This is a genomic window from Citrobacter sp. Cf136, from assembly GCF_030333815.1.
GTDB lineage: Bacteria > Pseudomonadota > Gammaproteobacteria > Enterobacterales > Enterobacteriaceae > Citrobacter > Citrobacter freundii.
The window spans coordinates 702,284-724,712 of sequence record NZ_JAOWFE010000037.1 but is presented as its reverse complement, the minus strand read 5'-3'; the positions used below and the strand labels follow the sequence as shown (position 1 = coordinate 724,712).

21 protein-coding genes are annotated in these 22,429 nt (G+C 51.3%); 10 read left to right on the top strand and 11 right to left on the bottom strand.

Features of this window, described 5'->3' with window-relative positions; all coding sequences use genetic code 11:
• The first annotated feature begins 554 nt into the window (after positions 1–554).
• Entirely contained in the window at positions 555–1,766 is a 1,212-nt protein-coding gene (locus tag OGV98_RS17225) for a multidrug effflux MFS transporter (RefSeq protein WP_200018010.1), read from the top strand.
• A gap of 165 nt (positions 1,767–1,931) precedes the next feature.
• A complete protein-coding gene (locus OGV98_RS17220; protein ID WP_003845515.1) occupies positions 1,932–2,729 on the top strand; it encodes an SDR family NAD(P)-dependent oxidoreductase in 798 nt (265 codons plus the stop codon).
• Positions 2,730–2,741: 12 nt separating this feature from the next.
• On the opposite strand, the gene OGV98_RS17215 is transcribed toward OGV98_RS17220, so the two are convergent.
• Positions 2,742–3,656: a DMT family transporter gene (locus tag OGV98_RS17215; RefSeq protein ID WP_200018011.1), complete on the bottom strand. Its 915-nt coding sequence runs from the start codon at positions 3,654–3,656 to the stop codon at positions 2,742–2,744.
• Between the two features lie 102 nt (positions 3,657–3,758).
• Between OGV98_RS17215 and OGV98_RS17210 the strand changes: the two genes are divergently transcribed.
• Entirely contained in the window at positions 3,759–4,673 is a 915-nt protein-coding gene (locus tag OGV98_RS17210; protein ID WP_106107478.1) for a LysR family transcriptional regulator, read from the top strand.
• A 5-nt stretch (positions 4,674–4,678) separates the two neighbouring features.
• On the opposite strand, the gene OGV98_RS17205 is transcribed toward OGV98_RS17210, so the two are convergent.
• The gene (locus OGV98_RS17205) at positions 4,679–5,227 is read right to left on the bottom strand and encodes a TetR/AcrR family transcriptional regulator (RefSeq protein ID WP_003035341.1); all 549 of its coding nucleotides are present in this window, start codon (positions 5,225–5,227) and stop codon (positions 4,679–4,681) included.
• 85 nt (positions 5,228–5,312) lie between these two features.
• Here OGV98_RS17205 and OGV98_RS17200 point away from each other — a divergent pair, with 85 nt between their 5' ends.
• From OGV98_RS17200 to OGV98_RS17190, 3 genes are all read left to right on the top strand, one after another.
• Positions 5,313–6,521, top strand: a complete 1,209-nt coding sequence (locus OGV98_RS17200) for an MFS transporter (protein ID WP_286551740.1) — start codon at positions 5,313–5,315, stop codon at positions 6,519–6,521.
• Positions 6,521–7,336, top strand: a complete 816-nt coding sequence (locus OGV98_RS17195) for a Cof-type HAD-IIB family hydrolase (protein ID WP_003035335.1) — start codon at positions 6,521–6,523, stop codon at positions 7,334–7,336. The genes OGV98_RS17200 and OGV98_RS17195 overlap by 1 nt, the downstream gene beginning before the upstream one ends.
• A 107-nt stretch (positions 7,337–7,443) precedes the next feature.
• Positions 7,444–7,725, top strand: coding sequence for a hypothetical protein (locus OGV98_RS17190; RefSeq protein WP_003836954.1), 282 nt, complete (start codon positions 7,444–7,446; stop codon positions 7,723–7,725).
• 28 nt (positions 7,726–7,753) lie between these two features.
• Here the strand turns inward: OGV98_RS17190 and OGV98_RS17185 are convergent, their stop codons facing one another.
• Positions 7,754–8,986, bottom strand: a complete 1,233-nt coding sequence (locus OGV98_RS17185) for an MFS transporter (protein ID WP_003836956.1) — start codon at positions 8,984–8,986, stop codon at positions 7,754–7,756.
• Positions 8,987–9,284: 298 nt separating this feature from the next.
• Between OGV98_RS17185 and ybjG the strand changes: the two genes are divergently transcribed.
• Both ybjG and deoR read left to right on the top strand, forming a co-directional pair.
• Entirely contained in the window at positions 9,285–9,893 is a 609-nt protein-coding gene (gene ybjG / locus OGV98_RS17180; RefSeq protein WP_200018073.1) for an undecaprenyl-diphosphate phosphatase, read from the top strand.
• A 64-nt stretch (positions 9,894–9,957) separates the two neighbouring features.
• Positions 9,958–10,716, top strand: a complete 759-nt coding sequence (gene deoR, locus OGV98_RS17175) for a DNA-binding transcriptional repressor DeoR (RefSeq protein WP_003836960.1) — start codon at positions 9,958–9,960, stop codon at positions 10,714–10,716.
• A gap of 45 nt (positions 10,717–10,761) precedes the next feature.
• On the opposite strand, the gene dacC is transcribed toward deoR, so the two are convergent.
• A complete protein-coding gene (dacC, locus tag OGV98_RS17170) occupies positions 10,762–11,964 on the bottom strand; it encodes a serine-type D-Ala-D-Ala carboxypeptidase (protein ID WP_003035316.1) in 1,203 nt (400 codons plus the stop codon).
• Positions 11,965–12,292: 328 nt separating this feature from the next.
• On the opposite strand from dacC, the gene OGV98_RS17165 reads away from it, so the two are divergent.
• The gene (locus OGV98_RS17165) at positions 12,293–12,919 is read left to right on the top strand and encodes a glutathione S-transferase family protein (RefSeq protein WP_003836961.1); all 627 of its coding nucleotides are present in this window, start codon (positions 12,293–12,295) and stop codon (positions 12,917–12,919) included.
• Positions 12,920–12,924: 5 nt separating this feature from the next.
• Here OGV98_RS17165 and OGV98_RS17160 read toward each other — a convergent pair whose 3' ends face one another.
• Together OGV98_RS17160 and bssR are read right to left on the bottom strand one after the other, a co-directional pair.
• Positions 12,925–14,022, bottom strand: coding sequence for a PQQ-dependent sugar dehydrogenase (locus OGV98_RS17160; RefSeq protein ID WP_202580645.1), 1,098 nt, complete (start codon positions 14,020–14,022; stop codon positions 12,925–12,927).
• Between the two features lie 102 nt (positions 14,023–14,124).
• Positions 14,125–14,508, bottom strand: coding sequence for a biofilm formation regulator BssR (gene bssR, locus OGV98_RS17155; protein WP_003845496.1), 384 nt, complete (start codon positions 14,506–14,508; stop codon positions 14,125–14,127).
• A 229-nt stretch (positions 14,509–14,737) separates the two neighbouring features.
• On the opposite strand from bssR, the gene rimO reads away from it, so the two are divergent.
• A complete protein-coding gene (gene rimO / locus OGV98_RS17150; RefSeq protein ID WP_003035305.1) occupies positions 14,738–16,063 on the top strand; it encodes a 30S ribosomal protein S12 methylthiotransferase RimO in 1,326 nt (441 codons plus the stop codon).
• Between the two features lie 55 nt (positions 16,064–16,118).
• Here rimO and gsiD read toward each other — a convergent pair whose 3' ends face one another.
• From gsiD to iaaA, 5 genes are read right to left on the bottom strand one after another with little or no spacing between them, the layout of a single operon-like run.
• A complete protein-coding gene (gene gsiD, locus OGV98_RS17145; protein ID WP_279279015.1) occupies positions 16,119–17,030 on the bottom strand; it encodes a glutathione ABC transporter permease GsiD in 912 nt (303 codons plus the stop codon).
• A 2-nt stretch (positions 17,031–17,032) separates the two neighbouring features.
• Complete coding sequence (gene gsiC, locus OGV98_RS17140; protein WP_003836970.1) at positions 17,033–17,953, bottom strand: glutathione ABC transporter permease GsiC; 921 nt, start codon at positions 17,951–17,953, stop codon at positions 17,033–17,035.
• Between the two features lie 46 nt (positions 17,954–17,999).
• Positions 18,000–19,538, bottom strand: a complete 1,539-nt coding sequence (gene gsiB, locus OGV98_RS17135; RefSeq protein ID WP_088902498.1) for a glutathione ABC transporter substrate-binding protein GsiB — start codon at positions 19,536–19,538, stop codon at positions 18,000–18,002.
• Positions 19,539–19,566: 28 nt separating this feature from the next.
• Entirely contained in the window at positions 19,567–21,438 is a 1,872-nt protein-coding gene (gsiA, locus tag OGV98_RS17130) for a glutathione ABC transporter ATP-binding protein GsiA (protein ID WP_202580654.1), read from the bottom strand.
• The gene (gene iaaA, locus OGV98_RS17125) at positions 21,425–22,390 is read right to left on the bottom strand and encodes a beta-aspartyl-peptidase (protein WP_003836974.1); all 966 of its coding nucleotides are present in this window, start codon (positions 22,388–22,390) and stop codon (positions 21,425–21,427) included. The genes gsiA and iaaA overlap by 14 nt, the downstream gene beginning before the upstream one ends.
• Between the last annotated feature and the right edge of the window lie 39 nt (positions 22,391–22,429).

The window sequence follows — 22,429 nt, the reverse complement described above, 5'->3', positions numbered from 1 at the left end:
CTGATTAATGAACGGCCATAGCTACCAACCTACTTTATGAACCACCCTATAGTGGCGACAAAATGGCGGCAGCGATTGCCATTCCCTAACCTTTATAACCATTCACTACTGTTTTAACTCATTGATTATAATGTAACTTGCTGTTTTCACTGACCTATTTATATAAATGGGTTTTTTGTTGCCTGAAATTTACTACTGAAAAAATCAATCACGTACACCAACACCAACACCAACACCAACACCAACACCAACACCAACACCAACACCAACACCAACACCAACACCAACACCAACACCAGCAGTATGCCCGTATTCGAAGTCAGTGTACTTATGGTTCCTCGTGCTGCCTGGCAATCAAACACAATTAAATTTAACTGGAACCCTACCATCGAAAATTATGGCTATATACCTGTGACTCATATCTCAATTTTTTGAGTCAAAAGTTTGACAGTTCATTTCAACTCTGTTTTATTGCCTACACGATAATTATCCACAACATCTCTATTTAAATAGTGAACTTTTTCATGCTTTTAATTTACTCATGGTGATAAGTAATGAAGCTGCAAACTGTTATTCATAGAAAGAACATAATTTACTTTACTGTCGGCCTGGCCATGTTGACGATAATGGGAATTCTGGGAGTGGACACTTATTTACCTTCAATTCCCGACATCGCAAAAGAATTTGAAAAAAATGTCTCAACCACGCAGTTGTCGATTATGGTTTATACCCTATGCATTGGTTTTGGACAGCTAATTTTTGGTCCATTATCTGATGCTATTGGCCGGCGAAAAATTATGCTTACAGGTGCGGTTATTTATGGCGTGACAACATATTGTCTCACGCTCTCAACCGGTCTGGTTATGTTTCTGGCGATCCGTGTCATACAAGGTCTTTCTATATCAATAACGCTGGTTACAGCAATCAGCGCAGTTCGAGATGTAACTCGTGGTTCAGTGGCCGCGACGCTGTATGCCATCATCATCACTATCGAAGGTGTCGTTCCCATTGCTTCGCCCCTGCTGGGAGGGGTAATTAATGACTTATGGGGATGGCGCGCAATTTTTTTAATGATATGTGGCTATGCTATTATAACGTTAATATACGTTTATTTTAACTTCCCTGAAACACTCAGCCATGAGAGAAGGGTTGCCTATTCATTAAAATCATCATTTAATACGTATAAAGAGATCAGCAAACAACCTCGATTTTATCTACCTTGTCTGTCTCTTGGTCTGTCATTTTCGCTGATTTATTGCTATGTCACAGCCTCCCCATTTATTTTTATGGTTACGTTTGGATACTCATCAACGCAATTTGGTGTGCTTTCATCAATTATTGGAGGCTTCCTACTGCTGGGGGCTGCATTATCAGGTAAACTTCTTAAGAAAAGGTCTGCGCCGCAAATTTTGAATTCGTGGCTGAAAATCATCGCCTCATTTATTGTACTGTGTATTCCATTAATAATACTTAGTTATCACGTCAATATTTTTATATTCTTCTTTATTATCCTGATGTTTGCTGGAGGGATGTTCGAATCACTCTATACCTACCTGACCATGTCCAGCCAGCGCACCAACCTGGGAGCGACCTCTGCGTTGATGGGAGCCGCCTCGCTGGTTATTCCGTCAGTCATCGGAGGTGTCGGTAGTTTTTTAATTGAGCTAAATACCAGCATCTGGATGATGTACTTGCTTTTAATAATTTTGATAATGATATACATATTAAAGAAATATCAAACACTTACAGTAACCGATCGGCGTTAAAATGAGCTGATAGACATTGCTGCTATAAGATCTATAGCAGCAATGTCCCCGACATAACCTGATTTTTCATCGCTGAGTGAGGTTCCCCGGAAACGCTTTCTCAAATTTGCAGCATGCCCGTTATGGCACATACTTTACTCGGTGCTAAATGGTGATGGGGTTGCTATGTTACTCTCAGGCAAAGTCGCAATGATCTTCGGTGGCAGCGGCGCTATTGGTAGTGCAGTTGCGCATACTATGGCGCGCGAAGGGGCCCATGTGTATCTGGGCGCGCGCCGTCAGGAAAAGTTGGATTGGACCGCCAGTGGCATCCGAACGGCGGGAGGTACAGTCGAAACCTTTATCACCGATGTACTCGACGAGCACAACGCATCGAAGGAAGTTACCCGCCTTGTACAGCAAACCGGTGGAATAGATGTGGTGGTTAACGCAACGGGATTTATGCACGAACAGGGCAAGCGCATCGATGCATTATCCCTCTCTGAGTTTATGAGCGGTATCACCCCTTTTCTTGCGGCGCAGTTCAATATCGCAAAAGCCGTAACGCCGCACATGGGCGGCAATCGAGCGGGCGTTATTCTCACCATCGTTGCGCCCGCAGCCCCGATGGCGATGCCCGGACATCTCGGCCATATCGTCGGCTGTGCAGGAACAGAGGCTTTTATTAAGGCGCTCGCCAGCGAGACGGGACCAATAAACATTCGTGTCGTCGGCGTGCGGTCGCATGCGATTGTGGATGCTGTAGCGGCTGGCTCCTATACCGGAGAAATTTTCACCGCTAAAGCACAGTCAATGGGTTTAACCGTCGATCAATGGTTAGGGGGGGCGGCGCAAAGTACCATGCTCGCGCGCCTGCCTACGCTTGCACAAATCGCTGAGGTTACAACCTTTCTCGCTTCAGACCATGCCAGCGCCATGACCGCCACAGTGGTAAATATTACCGGGGGCGCCACCATAAGCTAATTTACCCGCTTTTCACGCCACGCGCTGCTGCGAGCCTTTTTTTGCACTCGGACGGGAACACAATGCTATACCGCACATAATAACCAACGCGCTCACCAGATGATATGAATGCAGAGTGACGTGCAAAAACATCACACTAAATAATCCGCCACTCAATGGGATCAAGTGTGAATAGATCTCTCCACGCGTTGCGCCAATGGCGCTAATCCCTTTGTTCCATAATAGATATGACAGCCACGAAGGAAAAATAACAAGGTATGCCAGCCCAGTCACAACGCCTGTATTGCCATAGCTATTCCATCCCGGCATACCATTGCGTATCAACTCCAAAGCCAGTACCGGAATAAGTACAATCGCACCTAACAGCGCGCTCACTGCGACAAAGGCGTTTCCCTTTACCTCACGCGGTTTAATGCGTAAAAAAGCACAATAGACGGCCCAACTTAACGCTGACCCCATGGTCCAGAAATCGCCCTGATTCAGATGCGCAAATACCCGCGCATTTATCATATCACCCTGCGACACCAGCCATATAACACCAACAGTACTCAGGATCACACCAGCTATATTTCGCGCAGAAATCCGCTCTTTAAAAAAGAACTTATTGATTAACAGTACGAGCGCCGGGGTGGTGGACATATAAATCGCGGCATTAAGCGAGGTTGTATATTGCAAGCCGATATACAACGTTAAGGGGAAAAGAACCTGACCACAAAGCGCAAGGAAGACGATAGTACCAAAGGGTTTTTTCATCACCGGCCATTGCTCTGTGACCTGACGAAAATAGAGCGTCATCAATAATAACGCGGTAAATATCCAGCGTGTCGCTGATAAAATGATGGGATTAACTTCAGCGACCAAGAGATGACCAATCACATAATTTCCACCCCAAAAACAGGCAGCCAGACTGAGTAAAAGATAGGGCATATTTGCGCCTTATTGTCAGTTGTACGGTATGACCACAAGGCTACGGCGGCGTGAGAATGAATGCTAATATAACGTTTTTATCCATCTGCATAGATTAAAACTATGAAATTTACGCTAAGGCAACTTGAGTTTTACATCGCGCTTGCAGAAACATTACAAATTTCCAAAGCTGCTGCACGCTGTCATATTTCTCAGTCATCAATGACCATTGCCATGCGGAACCTGGAAGAAGCATTAGACGTGCAGCTATTTGTACGTTATCCCAAAGGTGTGAAGCTCACCGCTGAGGGCGAGCGCTTTCTGGCACATGCCTGCAACATCATCAACAGTAGCCACTCGGCTATTGACGCCCTGCATGACAGGAGCGAAATTCTCACCGGCACGGTGCGCATAGGCATTGCCGAAACGCTCTCTGCCTATCTTATCCCGGATATACTCAACGATATTGAACGACGTTTCCCTTTGCTGGAGTTCGTGTTTTATGAAGCTACCGCACCGGAACTGGTACAGGCGCTACGGGAACAAAAGGTCGATTTTTGCCTGCTTCTGACCTCAAATATCAACCATGATAACGACCTGGAGATCGAAACATTTATTCGTTCACAGCGCCGCCTGTGGACGTCTATTGGGCATCCGCTACAGAGCCAGGCATCGATCCGTTTAATAGACGTCGAGAAACTACCATTTTTACTGCTGGAAACCGATAAGTACCCTGACGTAATCATCGATTACTGGCAGCAGCGTGGCTATACGCCCAATATCAGTTTTCGCAGCAACTCTTTTGAAGCAATAAGAAGTCTGGTTGCAAAAGGCAGAGGGATAACCATTTTATCCGACCTGGTGTATCGCCCGTGGTCACTGGATGGTCTGCGCGTCATGCACAGAACGATTGATGATTTTATTACTTATATGGATGTCGGGACGGTAAAAATAGCCGCCCGACCGTTGACGCCAGAGGCGGTAAAAGTCATTGATTTTTTACGTCAGGCCGTTACCCGCCTCGACAAACCATTTTGAGGATTTTATCTCTGCGGCAATTCGGCAATACGCTCCACCATCATCAGAATATCTTCTCGCTGCAGCGGTTTTTTATCCGTAACAAAATGCAGCGTCATTCCTTCAATAAACGCATCCAGCGCCCGCGCCGTAACCGGATCAAACCACTGCTCTAACGTTTGTTGGCTGCGTAGCATCCAGTTCTGCATCACCGTTTTCAACGCTGGTTTACGGCTGGCGAAAGCATACAGCTGATACATAAGCTCCATATTATCAGGCGTTGTGACCTGGGAGCCGTAAATCATATCGGTAATCGCATGGCAGGCCGCCTGCGCATCAGCAACGTCGGCAAAAAAATCCTGGTACTGCTGAGACATAGTATGCGTAAAACAGCTGAATGCCTCCAACAGCAGATCATCTATTCCTGCAAAATAATAGGTCATTGAGCCCAGTGGCACCTCGGCAATCATAGCGATTTTACGGTGTGTAACCCCATGAATACCATGGATTACTATCGCCTTAAGGGTGGCCTGAACTATTTTTTCCCGCCGCTGCGGATCGTTTGCACGTCGCACTGCATTTCCTCTTCTTGCATTTGTGTACAAATGTACACAACCTTGCTAATGTTGTCTTCTTTCCTCTTTTCTTTGGCTCGAATTCATGACTGGCATCTCATCACGCAAAGCCTTAAGACGTCGCACCTGGGCGCTGTTCACGTTCTTCTTTTTACCAGGATTATTAATGGCCTCCTGGGCAACGCGTACCCCTGCCATCAGAGATATCCTCTCCATCTCTACCGCCGAAATGGGCGCGGTAGTGTTTGGACTCTCTATTGGTTCGATGAGTGGCATTCTTTGTTCGGCCTGGCTGGTGAAACGATTTGGCACGCGCAAAGTGATCCGCACTACCATGTCATGTGCGGTCATTGGGATGGCTATCCTCAGCGTGGCGCTCTGGCTACATTCCGCCTGGCTTTTCGCATTTGGTCTGGCCGTGTTTGGCGCCAGTTTTGGCGCAGCAGAAGTGGCCATCAACGTCGAAGGTGCGGCGGTTGAACGCGAAATGAATAAAACCGTGCTGCCGATGATGCATGGTTTTTACAGCCTGGGTACGCTGGCGGGCGCAGGAGTCGGGATGATGCTTACCGCCTTCAGCGTCCCGGCAAACGCGCATATTCTGCTGGCGGCGCTGGTAGCTATCACTCCTATCTTTATCGCCATCAAAGCGATTCCTGACGGCACGGGTAAAAATGCCGCTGATGGTTCTCCCTCCGGTGAAAAAGGACTGCCTTTTTATCGCGATATCCAGTTATTGCTGATTGGCGTCGTGGTGCTCGCAATGGCATTTGCTGAAGGTTCCGCCAACGACTGGCTTCCGCTGCTGATGGTGGACGGTCATGGGTTTAGCCCAACATCAGGCTCTCTGATTTATGCCGGATTTACGCTGGGCATGACCGTTGGCCGCTTTACTGGCGGCTGGTTCATCGACCGCTACAGCCGCGTAACGGTGGTGCGCGCCAGTGCGCTGATGGGCGCTCTCGGGATTAGCCTGATTATTTTTGTCGACAGCTCTTGGGTGGCGGGTGTTTCCGTTATTTTGTGGGGACTCGGTGCATCACTCGGCTTCCCGCTGACCATTTCAGCCGCCAGCGACACCGGCCCCGATGCACCAACCCGCGTCAGCGTTGTCGCAACAACCGGCTATCTGGCGTTCCTGGTTGGACCGCCGCTGCTGGGCTACCTGGGTGAACACTACGGCCTGCGCAGCGCTATGCTGGTGGTGCTGGCGCTGGTGCTTGTCGCCGCCATCGTCGCGAAAGCGGTGGCGAAACCGGATCTCAAAAATACCACGGTGATGGAGAACAGCTAATGAGCATCAAATTAATTGCGGTCGACATGGATGGCACATTTTTAAGTGACCAAAAAACCTATAACCGTGAGCGCTTTATGGCGCAATACCGCCAGATGAAAGAACAAGGGATCCGCTTTGTGGTCGCCAGCGGCAATCAATATTATCAGTTGATTTCCTTTTTCCCCGAACTGGCCAGTGAGATCTCATTTGTTGCCGAAAACGGCGGTTGGGTAGTCAGTGAAGGTGAAGATGTTTTTAACGGCGAACTGGCAAAGGATGATTTCCAGGCCATCGTTGAACATCTGCTGACCCGTACAGACATTGATATCATTGCCTGTGGTAAAAGCAGCGCCTACACGCTGAAGCAGTACAGCGATGAACATAAAGCTGTTTCTGCCATGTATTATCATCGTCTCGAATTTGTAGATAATTTTGACAATCTTAACGACGTTTTCTTCAAGTTCGGGCTGAATATTTCCGACGACAGAATCCCACAGGTGCAGGCCGATCTCCACGAGGCGATTGGCGACATTATGGTGCCGGTGCATACCGGCTACGGGAGCATCGATTTAATTATTCCTGGCGTGCATAAGGCAAATGGTCTGCGGCTGCTGCAACAACGCTGGAATATTAACGACGATGAGGTTGTTGTGTTTGGCGATGGTGGAAATGATATTGAAATGCTGCGCCAGGCGGGATTTAGTTTTGCAATGGCCAACGCCCATGAGCCGGTTATCAAGGCGGCGAAATATCGCGCGGGATCGAACAACGAAGAGGGCGTCCTGGATATTATCGACCGCGTGTTAAAGAATGAAGCACCGTTTACGCATTAACGCCTCAGCACAGACGGCAACAAAATGATGGCATGATCTATTCATAATCCGCCTCAAATTAACCCACTGGATTATTACTTCCAGTGAATATTTCAGGTGAGCGGATTATGAAGAAAAGTGTACTGATGGCGACATTGTTGCTGGGTTTTGCAGGGTCAGTATTTGCGCAAAGCGTTACCGTTGATGTACCAAGCGGTTATAAAGTGGTGATCGTGCCCTCTTCCGTCAGCGTGCCGCAGGCGGTCAACGTGACTACCGCGCCACAAACGGTGTATGTTGCCCCGACTCCTGCCCCGGCTCCTGTTTATCGCGCACATCCTTATGCGCGACATGTTGCCAGCGTCGGTGAAGGCATGATCATCGAACATCAGATTGACGATCACCACTAAGCTTCTGCCAGGCCCGGGCAACCGGGCTTTAGCCTTCCCGGGAATCCCCTACCCGTTTATCTTTCAGGAAGATCACCATAAGAATCAGCCACAGCACCCCGCTGGCCAGATTGAACAAGCTGAACAAGCCGTTGCCTCCCAGCAGATAAGCGTGTTTACTCAGCTCGATACCAACGGTAAAAATCAGCATCTGCAACATACCCATTGCGGCAGAAACCGTACCTTTACTCATTTCACTGGCAAACAGCGTCAGGCGCACCAGCCCCGCATTCGCCACGCCAATGCCAAACGCATAGATACTCAAACCCGCCGTCATCCATAGATATGCATGAGATGACACCACTGTGGCCGCAGCGGCAATAATCAGGCCAACGGCAATTGGCCAGCCGCCCATGATAATCAGCGAACGCACGGTTTTTCGCGAAGTCAGACGCGCCAGCACCAGGTTACCGGCAATCAGCGCACCAAAAATCGGCACCTGCAACAGGCCATATTCGTAACTACTGAGATGTTCTCCGCTGATGATAATAATCGGAGATTGCGCAATCCACGCCAGTAACGGCAGGCTGACAAAACCCAACGCCAGTGCGCCTGCAACGAAACGCACGTTCCTTAGCACCAACTTATAATCCTTGCCCAGCTCTTTAATGGACAGCTTTTCACCCAGCCGGGTTGCCGTTTCCGGCATCGCGCGTTGCAGACCAAAAAAGGAGATGGCCGCCAGAGCAGCAAACAGGATAAACATCCCTTCCCACGGCAGAACATGTACCCAGGCTGCGCCTACCAACGGACCCAGCAGCGGCGCAATCAGCGCCACGTTTGCCATCAGCGCGGTAATTTTTATGCAGACCGCTTCTTCAAAGGATTCCTGAATGGCGGCGTAACCCACCGCACCAATAAAGCACAGGCTTATCCCCTGCAAAAAACGCAGGAAAGTAAATTGCTCAATATTCTGCGCAAGCAGGGTCGCAAGACAGGTCACAATGAACCAGAGCACGCCGGTTAACATCACCGGACGACGCCCAACACGATCCGATAGCGGTCCTAACAACCACTGTAAAAACATGCCGCCAGCCAGATAGGCGGTCATGGATGTGGGTACCCAATCTAATCCGGCATTGTATTGCTCCACCACCGCCAACATTCCAGGCTGGATCATATCGTTGCCGATATAAGTAGAGAATTCGTAAAGCACCAGACAGAGAGGGAAAAGTAATGCCTGACGCCCCAAACGGGCACCTGAAGATAAACGGTTCTGCATGCAGTCTCTTAGCTATAGAAAAATCGCGCAAAGTGTAATAAATGCGCCGTACTGGTGATAGTGAATTATGTGATTTGAAAGCAAAATGCGCACATTTTTACATTCATTTGCTCAAGAAGATTTTGCTTTAAGGTTAATTTAAGTTGAGACCGCTATCATGCTCAATAAGTCTCATTAATTGTCTTAAAAATAGTCATTTAGCAGACAAATAAGACAAGACCGCTTTTTATCCCGTGAAAGCAATTTTATGCTCTCGCTCCCATGGGCCTTTTTAACGATTACACTGAGTCTGGACGTTATGCTGGAAAATCTGAACAACTCACTTTTTTACCTGATCAATGCAACACCCGACTCTGCGCAAAGGGCAATTTCGCTCGCCATTTTCATTGCCAAAGATCTGATCAGCATTGTGCCGCTGTTAGCCGTTGTGCTCTGGCTTTGGGGGCCGCGTGGTCAGGTTACGCTCCAGCGCCAGTTGGTCATCAAAATGGCCATTGCGTTGATAGTTGGTCTGACGATTTCCTGGCTGATGGGACATCTGTTCCCTCACGATCGCCCGTTTGTAAACCACATCGGTTACAACTTCCTGCATCATGCGGCAGATGATTCTTTCCCGAGTGACCACGGTACGGTTATCTTTACCTTTGCACTGGCCTTCCTGTTCTGGCATCGCCTGTGGACGGGCGCTCTGCTGATGGTCGTTGCCGTGGCGATTGCCTGGTCGCGGGTTTACCTTGGCGTACACTGGCCGCTGGATATGCTGGGCGGATTACTGGCTGGGTTGATCGGCTGTCTGAGCGCCCAGATGATCTGGCAGCGCTTTGGCGCGACCCTGTACCTCGGCTTGCAAACTTGCTATCGCGCCTGCTTCGCCCTCCCCATCCGTAAAGGTTGGGTACGTGACTAACCCACGGTAAAAAGAGTAGTATTAAGCGCGAAACTGAGCACTTATTCTATTCTCCAGGGGAACTATGGAAACTCGACGCGACGAGCGTATTGGTCAATTACTGCAGGCGCTGAAACGCAGCGATAAATTACACCTCAAAGAAGCCGCAACGTTGCTGGGCGTGTCTGAGATGACCATTCGTCGCGACCTGAATAATCATGATGCTCCCGTCGTACTGCTCGGGGGCTATATTGTTCTGGAACCCCGCAGCGCTAACCATTATTTAATCAGCGATCAAAAATCCCGTCTGGTTGATGAAAAACGTCGCGCCGCCCAGCTGGCGGCGAGTCTCGTGCAGGCACATCAGACCATCTTTTTCGATTGCGGTACTACCACACCGTGGATCATTGAAGCGATCGACAATGAACTGCCCTTCACCGCAATCTGCTACTCGTTGAATACGTTTCTGGTGCTGCAGGAAAAACCGCAGTGCCGCGTCATTCTGTGTGGTGGCGAATTCCATGCCAGTAACGCGATTTTTAAACCGCTCGACTTCCAGGAAACGCTGAACAATCTGTGTCCGGATATCGCCTTTTATTCCGCGGCAGGCGTTCATATCGAGAAAGGCGCGACCTGTTTTAATCTGGAAGAACTGCCGGTGAAGCACTGGGCAATGTCGATGGCGCAGCATCACGTTTTGGTGGTCGATCACAGCAAGTTTGGCAAGGTGCGGCCTGCGAGGATGGGGGAATTAAAACGCTTTGATACCATCATCAGTGATAACCGCCCTGACGATGAGTTTGTTGAGTACGCTAAAGCGCAACGTATCACGCTGAAGTATTAAGAGATACTGCCGGACGGCGATTGCGCCATCCGGCAATAGGTAAGATTAAGAGAACCAACCACCAAACCACTGGTGGAATTTCATCATCACAAAGTCCCACATGCGGCTAAAGAAACCACCCTCTTGCACATCTTCCATCACCATCAACGGACGTTGCTCAATAGATTTTCCGTTCAACTGAAAGTCGATAGTGCCCACAACCTGACCTTTCTTCAGCGGTGCTGTTAGCTGTGGTTCAGTCAGGGTAAAGCTGGCCTTCAGGTTTTTGAGCTGGCCACGCGGGATGGTCACAGAACCACCTTCTCCGGCACCCAAATTCACTTCACTCTTATCGCCAAACCATACGCGCTGAGTAACGAAAGTCGCATCCGGCTTGATCGGCGTAACGGTTTCAAAGAAGCGGAAGCCCCAGGTCAGCAGCTTTTCTGACTCATTAAAACGAATGCGATCGGTTTTCGCCCCCAGCACCACGGAGATCAGGCGCATATCGCCCTGGGTCGCGGAAGCCACCAGGTTGTATCCCGCCCCGGCAGTGGTCCCGGTTTTCATTCCGTCCACGTTAAGATTGGTGCTCCACAGCAGACGGTTGCGGTTCGGTTGACGAATTTTATTGAAGGTAAATTCTTTCTCTTTGTGAATAGCATACTCTTCCGGCACATCATGAATTAACGCCTTCCCGAGCAGCGCCATATCACGTGCGGTACTGAACTGTCCTGCCGCATCCAGGCCGTGCACCGTCTGGAAAGTAGTGTTGGTCAGCCCCAGTTTTTTCGCATAGCCGTTCATCAGACCAATAAAGGATTCCTGGCTGCCGGCAACGTAATCAGCGAGTGCAATACAGGCATCGTTACCTGACTGAATGATAACGCCTTTATTCAGATCTGACACCGCAACCTGATCGCCGGGCTTGAGGAACATGACCGACGAACCGCGCAGGGCTGGATTACCGGTCGCCCAGGCGTCTTTGCCCACGGTGACCATGTCGTTGAGGTTAATTTTTCCGGCCTTCAGCGCCTGCCCAACCACATAGCTGGTCATGATTTTGGTCAGACTGGCAGGATCCAGTTTCTCATCAGCATTACCTTCCGCCAGCACCTTGCCACTGGCGTAATCCATCAGAATCCACGCGCGCGCGTCCACGCTCGGCGGGGCCGTCGGTTGCTCCGCCGCCTGTACGGTCGGCGCCAAAAGGATTAAGAGTGCAGAACCTGCAGCAAAGCTGCGAAGTGAAGAGAAGTATTGCGTCATAAATGCCACCCGAGTATCCATTCCAAAAAACCACGTCATACCACACCGTGTTTACACAAAACCGGCCAAGCGACCTCGACCAACCCATGCAGAAAAAGTCTGATGGATGACGTGTAAAATAAGTGCGGTGAGTAATAACGCACTAACGAGCTTAAAGAAACCGTAAGTTGGTAAAGTTTTTAAAGTTTATGCAATAACGCCGCGCTGCGCTGCTCCTGGCACGATTTTTTTAGACTTTGTTGCGTAAATATTAGGTTTACCCCACCATGTGAGCTAGTCAGATGGCATCTGCAGCCATAAAGCTGCTCAATTAATTTGCGGGGTTACTATGATTACACTGTGGGGTCGCAATAACTCGACCAACGTAAAAAAAGTATTGTGGACGCTCGAGGAACTGGAACTGCCGTATAACCAAATTCTGGCGGGCGGACAGCATGGCGGTAACCGCGATGCCGACTATCTGGCACTAAACCCGAACGGACTGGTCCCGTTGCTACGCGATGATGAAACGGACGTTGTTCTGTGGGAATCCAATACCATTGTCCGCTATCTGGCCGCTCAGTACGGACAAAAACGTTTGTGGATTGACGCTCCGGCCGCGCGCGCCGTCGGCGAAAAATGGATGGACTGGGCAAATCAGACGCTAAGCCCCGCGCATCGGGTTATCTTATTTGGCCTGGTCAGAACACCTGCCGATCAGCGCGATCTAGCGGCCATTGAGGCCAGTAAGCAAGTTTGCGATAACCTGTTTGCCATTCTGGATAACGCGCTGGCGGACCAGCCATGGTTCTCCGGCGCTGAATTTGGCACTGCCGATATCGCCGTTGCGCCGTTCATCTATAACCTGTTCAACGTTGGCCTGAGCTGGACCCCGCGCCCTCATCTGGAGCGCTGGTATCAACAACTGACCGAGCGCCCGGCGTTTCAAAAAATCGTGATGATCCCGGTCAGCTAATTCAATCAGGGACTCACTTTCAGTAATTCCCCGTCGGACTCGTCGGTTAGTACATACAAATAACCGTCTGGTCCGACGCGCACATCACGGATCCGTTGCCCCCTTTCCTGCAACAGACGACCATCCTCAGTGACCGTATTCCCTTTAACGCTCAGTACGATCACTTCTTTATCTTTCAACGCGCCGATGAACAACTTCTGCCGCCACTGTGGAAAGGTATCGCTATTATAAAAAGCCATTCCGCTGACCGCTGGCGACTTTTCCCAGTAAAAGATGGGTTGTTCCGTGCCAGCAACAATTTGACCTTTTGCTTCGGGAATTTTCAAACCACTGTAGTTAACACCCCAGGTCGCGATAGGCCAACCGTAGTTTTTCCCTTTCTCGGGGATATTAATTTCATCGCCTCCGCGTGGGCCATGCTCATTGAGCCACAACACATCACTCCACGGATTCATCGCCATACCCTGCGGGTTGCGGGTGCCATACGACCAAATCTCTGCCCGCGCTCCCGCCATGTTCACAAACGGATTATCCGGTGGAATTTTGCCCTCATCGGTAAGCCGTACGACCTTGCCCTGCAGCTTATCCAGATCCTGGGCGGTAGCGCGTTGATTATTCTCCCCCAGGCCAATAAACAGATAGCCGTTGCCATCAAATACCAGACGTCCACCAAAATGGTTTCCGGTGGAAAGCTTTGGCTGTTGGCGAAAAACGGTCTGAAACCCTTGCAAATGTTTGAGATCGTCACTCAATCGCCCGTAGCCTACCGCGGTGCCCACTTTGCCTTCACGGTCGGCTTCAGCGAAGCTTAGCCACACCCGGCGGGATCGTTCAAAGTCCGGAGCTAACACCACATCAAGCAATCCGCCCTGACCATTCGCCCAGACTTTGGGTACGCCGGTTAGCGGGTCGGAAAGCCCTTTATCAGCCTGCCAGAGTCGAAGCTGCCCACCTTTGAGCGTAATGAGCATACCTCGGTTATCGGGTAAAAAAGCCAGTGACCATGGATGATCGAGTTTGGTTTGCAGCACTTCCACTTTTACCGCGATGGCATAAGAGGAAAATAGCGCAAGTGGGATAGCACAGAGAAAGAGTAGACGCATAACACCTCCTTAATGGCTCTGCATAAAGCGTAGCCAGCAAGGGGAATCACCCAGTTATATTTACATAATCTTAACAAAAAGGGGGAGCGCCCTCCCCCTGATTCAGACGTGTTCCAGCGTTGGGTAAGATTGCAAACTCTGGATACTCAGCGTCAGCGTTGTCAGGCAGTTTTCCAGTTTCTCTGCGTTAACGGCGATAAACGTTGGACAATCATGGTGTCCACTCATAAGACAAACAGCGGCGGCGGCTAACGCCCCTTCAGCACGATGAAGGGCATTCCACTCTTCCTGATCAAGATGCATACCGTGAAGCTGTGATTGTTCGTGCAATTCGCGATTCAGTGCAAAAAAATTATCACGCAGACGATCGCTCTCGCTGACTGACATGTAGCCTTTCGCCTTTCTCAACAGCAGATAAGCGGCAAGTTCGATACGGGCGTTTATCAATTTGTTGAGAAGATCGGTTCTCAGTCTGTCAACAACCATACTTTGTTCCTCCTCTTTCCAACTATGGTGCAACTTAATAGTATGGTTGTTTTTTGAACAAAGTCGTGTCCAGGATCAATCCATCACTTAAAATTAACATAATTTACAAATAATCTTTAATTCCGCGCCCGGCAGGCCGCTGATGGTATGAGATTGCGATACAATTTTTGTTCAGAACTCTGTAGAATCCCTGCCCTGAATATTCCAATAACTGAACACTTTTTACGCTATGAGCAATGTAACCCACCAGCCGAAAATCGGCTTTGTCTCCCTCGGCTGCCCGAAAAACCTCGTCGATTCTGAGCGCATCCTGACCGAACTTCGTACCGAAGGCTATGATGTCGTGCCAAGCTACGACGACGCGGATATGGTTATCGTTAATACCTGCGGCTTTATCGACAGTGCGGTTCAGGAATCCCTGGAAGCAATCGGCGAAGCGCTGAACGAAAACGGCAAGGTGATCGTCACCGGTTGTCTGGGCGCGAAAGTCGATCAAATCCGTGAAGTCCACCCGAAGGTGCTGGAAATCACCGGGCCGCATAGCTACGAGCAGGTTCTGGAGCACGTTCATCATTACGTACCCAAACCAAAGCATAATCCGTTCCTGAGCCTGGTTCCTGAGCAGGGTGTCAAGCTGACTCCGCGCCACTACGCCTATCTGAAGATTTCTGAAGGCTGTAACCACCGCTGTACGTTCTGCATTATTCCATCCATGCGCGGCGATCTGGTGAGCCGTCCGATTGGCGACGTCCTCAGCGAAGCCAAACGTCTGGTCGATGCGGGCGTGAAAGAGATTCTGGTAATCTCTCAGGATACCTCTGCGTACGGTGTGGATGTGAAGCATCGTACCGGTTTCCATAACGGCGAGCCGGTCAAAACCAGCATGGTTGATCTGTGCGAACAGTTATCAAAACTGGGGATCTGGACGCGCCTGCATTACGTCTACCCCTACCCGCACGTTGATGACGTGATCCCGCTGATGGCAGAAGGGAAAATCCTGCCGTATCTGGACATCCCGTTACAGCATGCCAGCCCGCGTATTCTTAAATTGATGAAACGCCCAGGCTCCGTAGACAGACAGCTGGCGCGCATCAAGCAGTGGCGTGAAATCTGCCCTGAACTGACGCTGCGCTCCACCTTCATTGTTGGTTTCCCGGGTGAAACGGAAGAAGACTTCCAGATGTTGCTCGACTTCCTGAAGGAAGCACGTCTGGATCGCGTGGGCTGCTTTAAATACAGCCCGGTAGAAGGCGCTGGCGCTAATGACCTGCCGGATCAAATCCCGGAAGAGGTGAAAGAAGAACGCTGGAACCGCTTTATGCAATTGCAACAGCAGATCTCTGCTGAACGTTTGCAAGAGAAAGTGGGCCGCGAGATTCTGGTTATCGTTGATGAAGTTGACGAAGAAGGCGCAATTGGTCGTAGCATGGCTGATGCTCCGGAAATCGACGGCGCGGTATACCTGAATGGTGAAACCAAGGTGAAACCTGGTGATATCATCCGCGTGAAGGTCGAAAACGCAGATGAATACGATCTGTGGGGTTCACGCGTTTAATAAGCGTAACTCAACCGTAGGCCGGATAAGCGTTACGTCTTATCCGGCCTGTAATTTATCCTTTTATCTTCGGGTCCAGCGCGTCGCGCAGACCATCTCCCAGTAAGTTAAACGCCAGCACCGTCAGGAATATCGCTACCGCCGGGAAAATCGCCACGTGCGGCGCGATCACCATGTCAGCACGCGCTTCATTAAGCATTGCCCCCCACTCCGGCGTCGGCGGCTGTGCGCCTAATCCCAGAAATGACAGGCTCGCGGCAGAGATGATCGACGAGCCAATTCGCATGGTAAAAAAGACCACGATCGATGAAACCGTACTCGGCAGGATATGGTTAAAAATGATAGTCGTATCGCTGGCACCAATACTGCGCGCAGACTCAATAAACGTCTGTTGCTTCAGCACCAGTGTATTTCCGCGCACCAGACGCGCGAAAGCAGGAATGGAGAAAATGGCCACGGCGATAATCACGTTCGCAATGCCGCTGCCCAGCACGGCGACCACGGCTATCGCCAGCAGAATGCCGGGAAAGGCGAACAGCACATCGCAGATACGCATAATCAGCCGATCCCACCAACCTTCGTAGTATCCCGCCAGCAGACCCAGCACTGTGCCAATCGCAGCGCCAATAAACACGGCAAAGACTCCTGCCGCCAGCGAGATTTGGGCGCCAACCAGCACGCGGCTAAAGATATCTCGTCCCAGAGAATCGACACCAAACCAGTGCAGCATCGACGGCCCATCATTCAAACGGTCATAATCGAAGTAATTTTCGGCATCAAATGGCGTCAACCAGCGAGCAAAAATCGCCACCATGATCAGGAGCAATACAAACAGCCCAGCGAACATCGCCATGTGCTGTCGACGAAAACGACGCCAGAACTCATGCCACGGTGTGCGTATCTGCTCTGGCTTAACAAGGGGCATTGCATTCAAAATCGCCTGTCGGCGCCAGTTAAAAAATCGCATCCTTACTTGTACCTGATAGCCGGATTAATGGCGGCGTAAAGCACATCCACCACTAAGTTGATAAGAATAAACTCCAGAGAAAACAACAGCACCTCGGCCTGAATCACCGGGTAGTCGCGCATTTCGACGGAGTCCACCAGCAGTCGCCCAAGCCCAGGCCAGTTGAACACCTTCTCAACCACGATTGATCCACCAAGCAAAAAGCCAAACTGTAGTCCCATCATGGTGACCACCGGGATCATCGCGTTACGCAGACCATGTTTTAACACCACCCAGGTCTCACTCACCCCTTTAGCCCGCGCGGTGCGCATATAGTCTTCGCTGAGCACATCGACGAACGAGGCGCGGGTAAACCGGGCCAGCACCGCAGCCACCGCCGCGCCCAGCGTAATAGACGGGAGGATATAGTGCAGCCAGGTGTCAGCGCCAACGGTGGGTAACCAACCGAGCTCAACGGAGAATATCTGCATGAGCAGCATGCCAAGCGCAAACGCCGGGAACGAGATCCCGGTGACCGCCAGCGTCATACTCAACCTGTCCGGCCAGCGATTGCGCCATACGGCTGCAATGATCCCCGCCGTCATACCAAATAACACAGCCCATGCCATACTCGCAATTGTCAGCCATAACGACGGCATAAAACGGCTGGCTATCTCTTCGGAAACCGGGCGACGAGAAACCATCGACGTGCCAAAATCGCCTTGCAACACGTTGGTCATGTAATGCCAGAACTGAATATGCAGCGGTTGGTCCAGCCCCAACTGCTTGCGTACCAGTTCAATCACCTCGGCGTCAGCTTCCGGTCCGGCAATCAGCCGGGCCGGATCGCCGGGTAACAGGTGAACAAATAAAAACACCAGCACCGCAACAATCAACAGAGTTGGAATCAACCCCAGCAGGCGCTTGAAAACATAGTTAAGCATCACGCTCCCTTCGCCGGCCCCTGGTTAGCGGGGCCGAATGAATAGCTTATTTTAAATCCGCATCATCAAAGCTAAATCCGGTATCCGGCATAATCCAGAACCCGGTCAATCTGGTGCTGTGCGCCGAAATCAGTTTTTCCACTACCAGTGGGATCCACGGCGACTCTTTCCAGATAATATCCTGCGCATCCTTGTACAGCTTCGCTTTCTGCGCCGGATCGTTGGTTTGCAACGCTGCCGCTAAATCACTGTCCACCTGCTTATTGCTATAGAACGCCGTATTAAACAGTGTTGGCGGCCAGTTTTGTGATGCAAATAGCGGTGACAGCGCCCAGTCAGCTTCCCCCGTAGAGGCAGACCAGCCGGTGTAGAACATCCGCACCCCGCTCTCTTTCTGCGCTTTACCCTCTACTTCCGCCGCGCGCTGGCCGGCATCCATCGCTGTTACCTGAGCCTTAACTCCCACCTGCGCCAGCTGCTGCTGGGTAAATTGCAGCACTTTCTGCGCGGTACTGTGATTATGCGAAGACCATAGCGTGGTGGTAAAACCGTTCGGATAACCTGCTTCTTTCAGCAGTTCGCGCGCTTTCGCCGGGTCGTATGGCCATGGCGTATAGCTTTGCGCATAGGCTATCGACGGAGGAAGAACGCCCGTTGCTGGCGTGGCATAACCCGCAAACGCCACTTTCACCAGCGCCTGGCGGTTGATGGCATAATTCAGCGCTTCACGCACCTTCGGGTTGTCGAATGGTTTTTGCGTGACGTTCATGCTGATATAACGTTGCATAATAGACGGACTGGCCACCAGTTCCAGGTTTTTGTTCTTCGCCAGTAACGCCGCCTGCTCGTAAGGGATCGGGAAGGCAAACTGCGCTTCCCCGGTCTGCAGCATGGCCGCACGCGTGTTGTTGTCGGTCACCGGACGCCAGGTAATCGTATCCAGCTTTGGCAGCCCTTCCTGCCAGTAACCCGCGAACTTCTTAACCTTCACAAAATCTGTCTGATTCCAGGTATCAAGCTGGTACGGCCCGGTCCCCACAGGGTGGAAACCGATCTCCTTACCGTATTTCTCCAGCGCGGCGGGAGAAATCATTGCCGTTGCCGGATGTGCCAGAATATTGATAAAAGCAGAGAATGGCTGTTTCAGCGTAATATTCACCGTCGACGGATCGACGACTTCGGTTTTATCGATATTCTTATACAGGTTGTAGCGTTTCAGACGGTTTTCCGGATTGCTGGCGCGGTCGAGGTTGGCTTTAACCGCATCGGCGTTGAAGTCGGTACCATCCTGAAATTTCACGCCCTGACGCAGCTTAAGAGTGTAAGTCAGGCCGTCATCAGAAACCGTATAGCTCTCTGCCAGCACATTTTTCAGCTTCATCTCTTTATCAAGACCAAACAGTCCCTGATAAAACGACTTCGCTACCGCCTGCGACAATGTGTCATTCGCGTCATAGGGGTCAAGCGTGGTGAAATTGGATCCTACCGCCACCACCACGTCTTTGGCCGCCCAGCCAGGCGATGCGGCCAGCGCAGAGGCCACTCCCACAGCAACCAGCCATTTCCGAGCAACAATTTTTGTCATGTTATTCTCCTTAAACCCTGTCTGCCTGTTATAAACGTGAAAGCGCATTTTCTGGTTGCCCACGCGCAACATAATGCCCCGGGCCAACTAACTGTAACGACACGGGGGAAATCTCTTCGCCGCGCTTGCGGATATTGCTGGGGATATCATCCGACAACAGCACACGCTGTGGTCGGTGATGCGATGGATCGGCAACCGGTACTGCCGCCATCAGTTTGCGCGTATACGGATGTTGCGGATTTTCAAACACCGCGCGTCGGGGGCCAATCTCAACGATTTGCCCGAGATACATCACCGCCACACGGTGACTGATCCGTTCCACCACCGCCATATCGTGGGAAATAAACAGGTATGCAATTCCCATTTCCCGCTGCAGGTCGAGCAACAGGTTGATAATTTGCCCACGAATTGAAACATCCAGCGCCGAGACAGATTCATCGGCAATAATCACTTTGGGATTGAGTGCCAATGCCCGTGCAATACAGATACGCTGACGCTGACCGCCGGAAAACTCGTGCGGATAGCGCCAGGCATGCTCAGGCAGCAATCCTACGCGTTCCAGCAGCCATGCAACTCGTTTTGACCCCGCATCCCCCTGCAATAACCCATGCACCCGTAGCGGCTCCAGAATGGAATATCCCACCGTCTGACGTGGATCGAGCGAGGCATACGGATCCTGGAAGATAAACTGAATATCCCGACGCAGCGGCTGCAACTTGCTGGCAGCAAGGGTATCAATACGCTGTCCGTTGAAAATGATTTCCCCACGCTGAGACTCAACCAGGCGCAACAGCGCCCGCCCGGTGGTGGATTTCCCACAGCCCGACTCCCCCACCAGCGATAGCGTTTCTCCCAGCCACAGGTCAAAGCTGACGTTTTCCACTGCATGCACCTCGCGAGTTACGCGATTTAGAATGCCGCTACGCAGAGGAAAACGCGTCACCAGGTTACGTACCTGCAAAATTGGCTCGCCTTCAACCACGGTATCCTGTTCGGTCTGTGGCTCTACATGGCTGGGATCGTGTAATGAAATAAGCGGGAAACGGCGCGGAAGTTCATGCCCGTTCATTGCCCCAAGCTGCGGCACGGCTGCCAGCAGCGCTTTGGTATAAGGATGCTGGGGAGCGTGAAAAATCTGCTCAACGCTGCCGGTTTCTACCGCCTCGCCCTGATACATCACCAGCACGCGGTCGGCAATATCCGCCACAACGCCCATATCGTGGGTAATAAAGATCACTCCCATCGACATATCCTGCTGCAACACTTTTATCAGTTGCAGGATCTGCGCCTGAATGGTGACATCCAGCGCGGTTGTCGGCTCATCAGCAATTAAAACCGCAGGGCGACACGACAGTGCCATGGCGATCATCACCCGCTGGCGCATACCGCCGGAAAGCTGGTGTGGATAACGCGATAAAATCGCCTTCGCCTCGGGGATACGCACCTGATCGAGCATTCGCTTCGCTTCTACCATCGCCTCTTCGTGACTGGCACCCTGGTGCAAGCGGATAGACTCGGCAATTTGCTCGCCCACGGTAAACACCGGATTAAGCGATGTCATAGGCTCCTGGAAGATCATCGCGATATCCGCACCGCGCACGTGACGCATTTGTGATGCGCTCTGTTCACCCAGCTCAATAACCTGTCGATTACGGCGTCGGAGGAGCATTTCATCGCAGCTCACCTCGCCGCCGGACTGTTCAATCAGACGCATCAGCGACAAGGCGGTCACCGACTTACCAGAACCAGACTCGCCGACTATCGCCAGCGTTTCGCCACGCTTCAGGCGAAATGACAGATTGCGCACTGCGCTGACACGCTGCTGCTCCTGTTCAAAGGCAATATTCAGATTGCTGACTGCCAGCACATCGCTGGCATCAAGCTCATCACTGTGTGGCAACACTATCTCCTTTTTCCCGATAAATACCGGTGGTTGGCGTATCACCTGCGTATCCCCAGGCGCGGTACATGCCTTCGCTGTTAAACGGCAAAGCGACATTGCCTTCATGATCGATAGCAATTAAACCGCCGCTGCCGCCAAGCGCCGGTAATTTTTCCATCACTACGCGTTCACACGCTTCGGATAAACTCAGACCGCCGTAGTCCATCAACGCCGCAATGTCATAGGCCGCCAAAGCACGAATAAAGACTTCTCCGGTTCCGGTGCAGGAGACTGCCACACTTGCATTATTGGCATAACAGCCTGCGCCAACCAACGGACTGTCACCCACCCGCCCCGGTAATTTATTGGTCATCCCGCCGGTCGATGTTGCTGCCGCCAGATTGCCAAACATATCTAACGCGACCGCACCCACGGTACCCATTTTGTTGTTTTCATCCAGCGGGCTCGCGCTATGGTCCAGCACCGTTTCACCCGCTGTTCGCGCCGCCAGAAGTTGAGCGTAGCGTTCTGGCGTCGAGAAAATATCCGCTGATACGCGCTCCATACCCTGCGCAATGGCAAAGTTTTCAGCCCCTTCACCTATCATCATGACGTGTGGGCTGTGTTCCATTACCAGCCGTGCCGCGAGAATCGGGTTTCGCAGATGGCTTACCCCGGCGACGGCGCCTGCGTTCAGCGTATTACCGTCCATCACACAGGCGTCCAGCTCATGGGTTTCATCACGGGTATACACCGCGCCAATTCCGGCATTAAACAATGGACACTCTTCCAGCAGGCGCACGGCCTCGGTAACGACATCCAGTGCGCTACGACCGTCTTCAAGCATCCGCTGGCCGGTTTCAACGATATCCGACAGCGCCTGTATATAACGCAACTCTTGCTCCTGGCTCAGCTGCGAACGGGTAATAGCCCCTGCGCCGCCGTGAATTGCAATGACTGCTTTACCCATTTTTTTCGTCCATTAGGTGGCAGGTACCGGGGTTATAAA

Bases quoted from the DNA above. Each gene is read 5' to 3' on its own strand.
- OGV98_RS17225 (WP_200018010.1), top strand. From the start codon at position 555: ATGAAGCTGCAAACTGTTATTCATAGAAAGAACATAATTTACTTTACT.
- OGV98_RS17220 (WP_003845515.1), top strand. From the start codon at position 1,932: ATGTTACTCTCAGGCAAAGTCGCAATGATCTTCGGTGGCAGCGGCGCT.
- OGV98_RS17215 (WP_200018011.1), bottom strand. From the start codon at position 3,656: ATGCCCTATCTTTTACTCAGTCTGGCTGCCTGTTTTTGGGGTGGAAAT.
- OGV98_RS17210 (WP_106107478.1), top strand. From the start codon at position 3,759: ATGAAATTTACGCTAAGGCAACTTGAGTTTTACATCGCGCTTGCAGAA.
- OGV98_RS17200 (WP_286551740.1), top strand. From the start codon at position 5,313: ATGACTGGCATCTCATCACGCAAAGCCTTAAGACGTCGCACCTGGGCG.
- OGV98_RS17195 (WP_003035335.1), top strand. From the start codon at position 6,521: ATGAGCATCAAATTAATTGCGGTCGACATGGATGGCACATTTTTAAGT.
- OGV98_RS17190 (WP_003836954.1), top strand. From the start codon at position 7,444: ATGAAGAAAAGTGTACTGATGGCGACATTGTTGCTGGGTTTTGCAGGG.
- OGV98_RS17185 (WP_003836956.1), bottom strand. From the start codon at position 8,986: ATGCAGAACCGTTTATCTTCAGGTGCCCGTTTGGGGCGTCAGGCATTA.
- ybjG (WP_200018073.1), top strand. From the start codon at position 9,285: ATGCTGGAAAATCTGAACAACTCACTTTTTTACCTGATCAATGCAACA.
- deoR (WP_003836960.1), top strand. From the start codon at position 9,958: ATGGAAACTCGACGCGACGAGCGTATTGGTCAATTACTGCAGGCGCTG.
- dacC (WP_003035316.1), bottom strand. From the start codon at position 11,964: ATGACGCAATACTTCTCTTCACTTCGCAGCTTTGCTGCAGGTTCTGCA.
- OGV98_RS17165 (WP_003836961.1), top strand. From the start codon at position 12,293: ATGATTACACTGTGGGGTCGCAATAACTCGACCAACGTAAAAAAAGTA.
- OGV98_RS17160 (WP_202580645.1), bottom strand. From the start codon at position 14,022: ATGCGTCTACTCTTTCTCTGTGCTATCCCACTTGCGCTATTTTCCTCT.
- bssR (WP_003845496.1), bottom strand. From the start codon at position 14,508: ATGGTTGTTGACAGACTGAGAACCGATCTTCTCAACAAATTGATAAAC.
- rimO (WP_003035305.1), top strand. From the start codon at position 14,738: ATGAGCAATGTAACCCACCAGCCGAAAATCGGCTTTGTCTCCCTCGGC.
- gsiD (WP_279279015.1), bottom strand. From the start codon at position 17,030: ATGCGATTTTTTAACTGGCGCCGACAGGCGATTTTGAATGCAATGCCC.
- gsiC (WP_003836970.1), bottom strand. From the start codon at position 17,953: ATGCTTAACTATGTTTTCAAGCGCCTGCTGGGGTTGATTCCAACTCTG.
- gsiB (WP_088902498.1), bottom strand. From the start codon at position 19,538: ATGACAAAAATTGTTGCTCGGAAATGGCTGGTTGCTGTGGGAGTGGCC.
- iaaA (WP_003836974.1), bottom strand. From the start codon at position 22,390: ATGGGTAAAGCAGTCATTGCAATTCACGGCGGCGCAGGGGCTATTACC.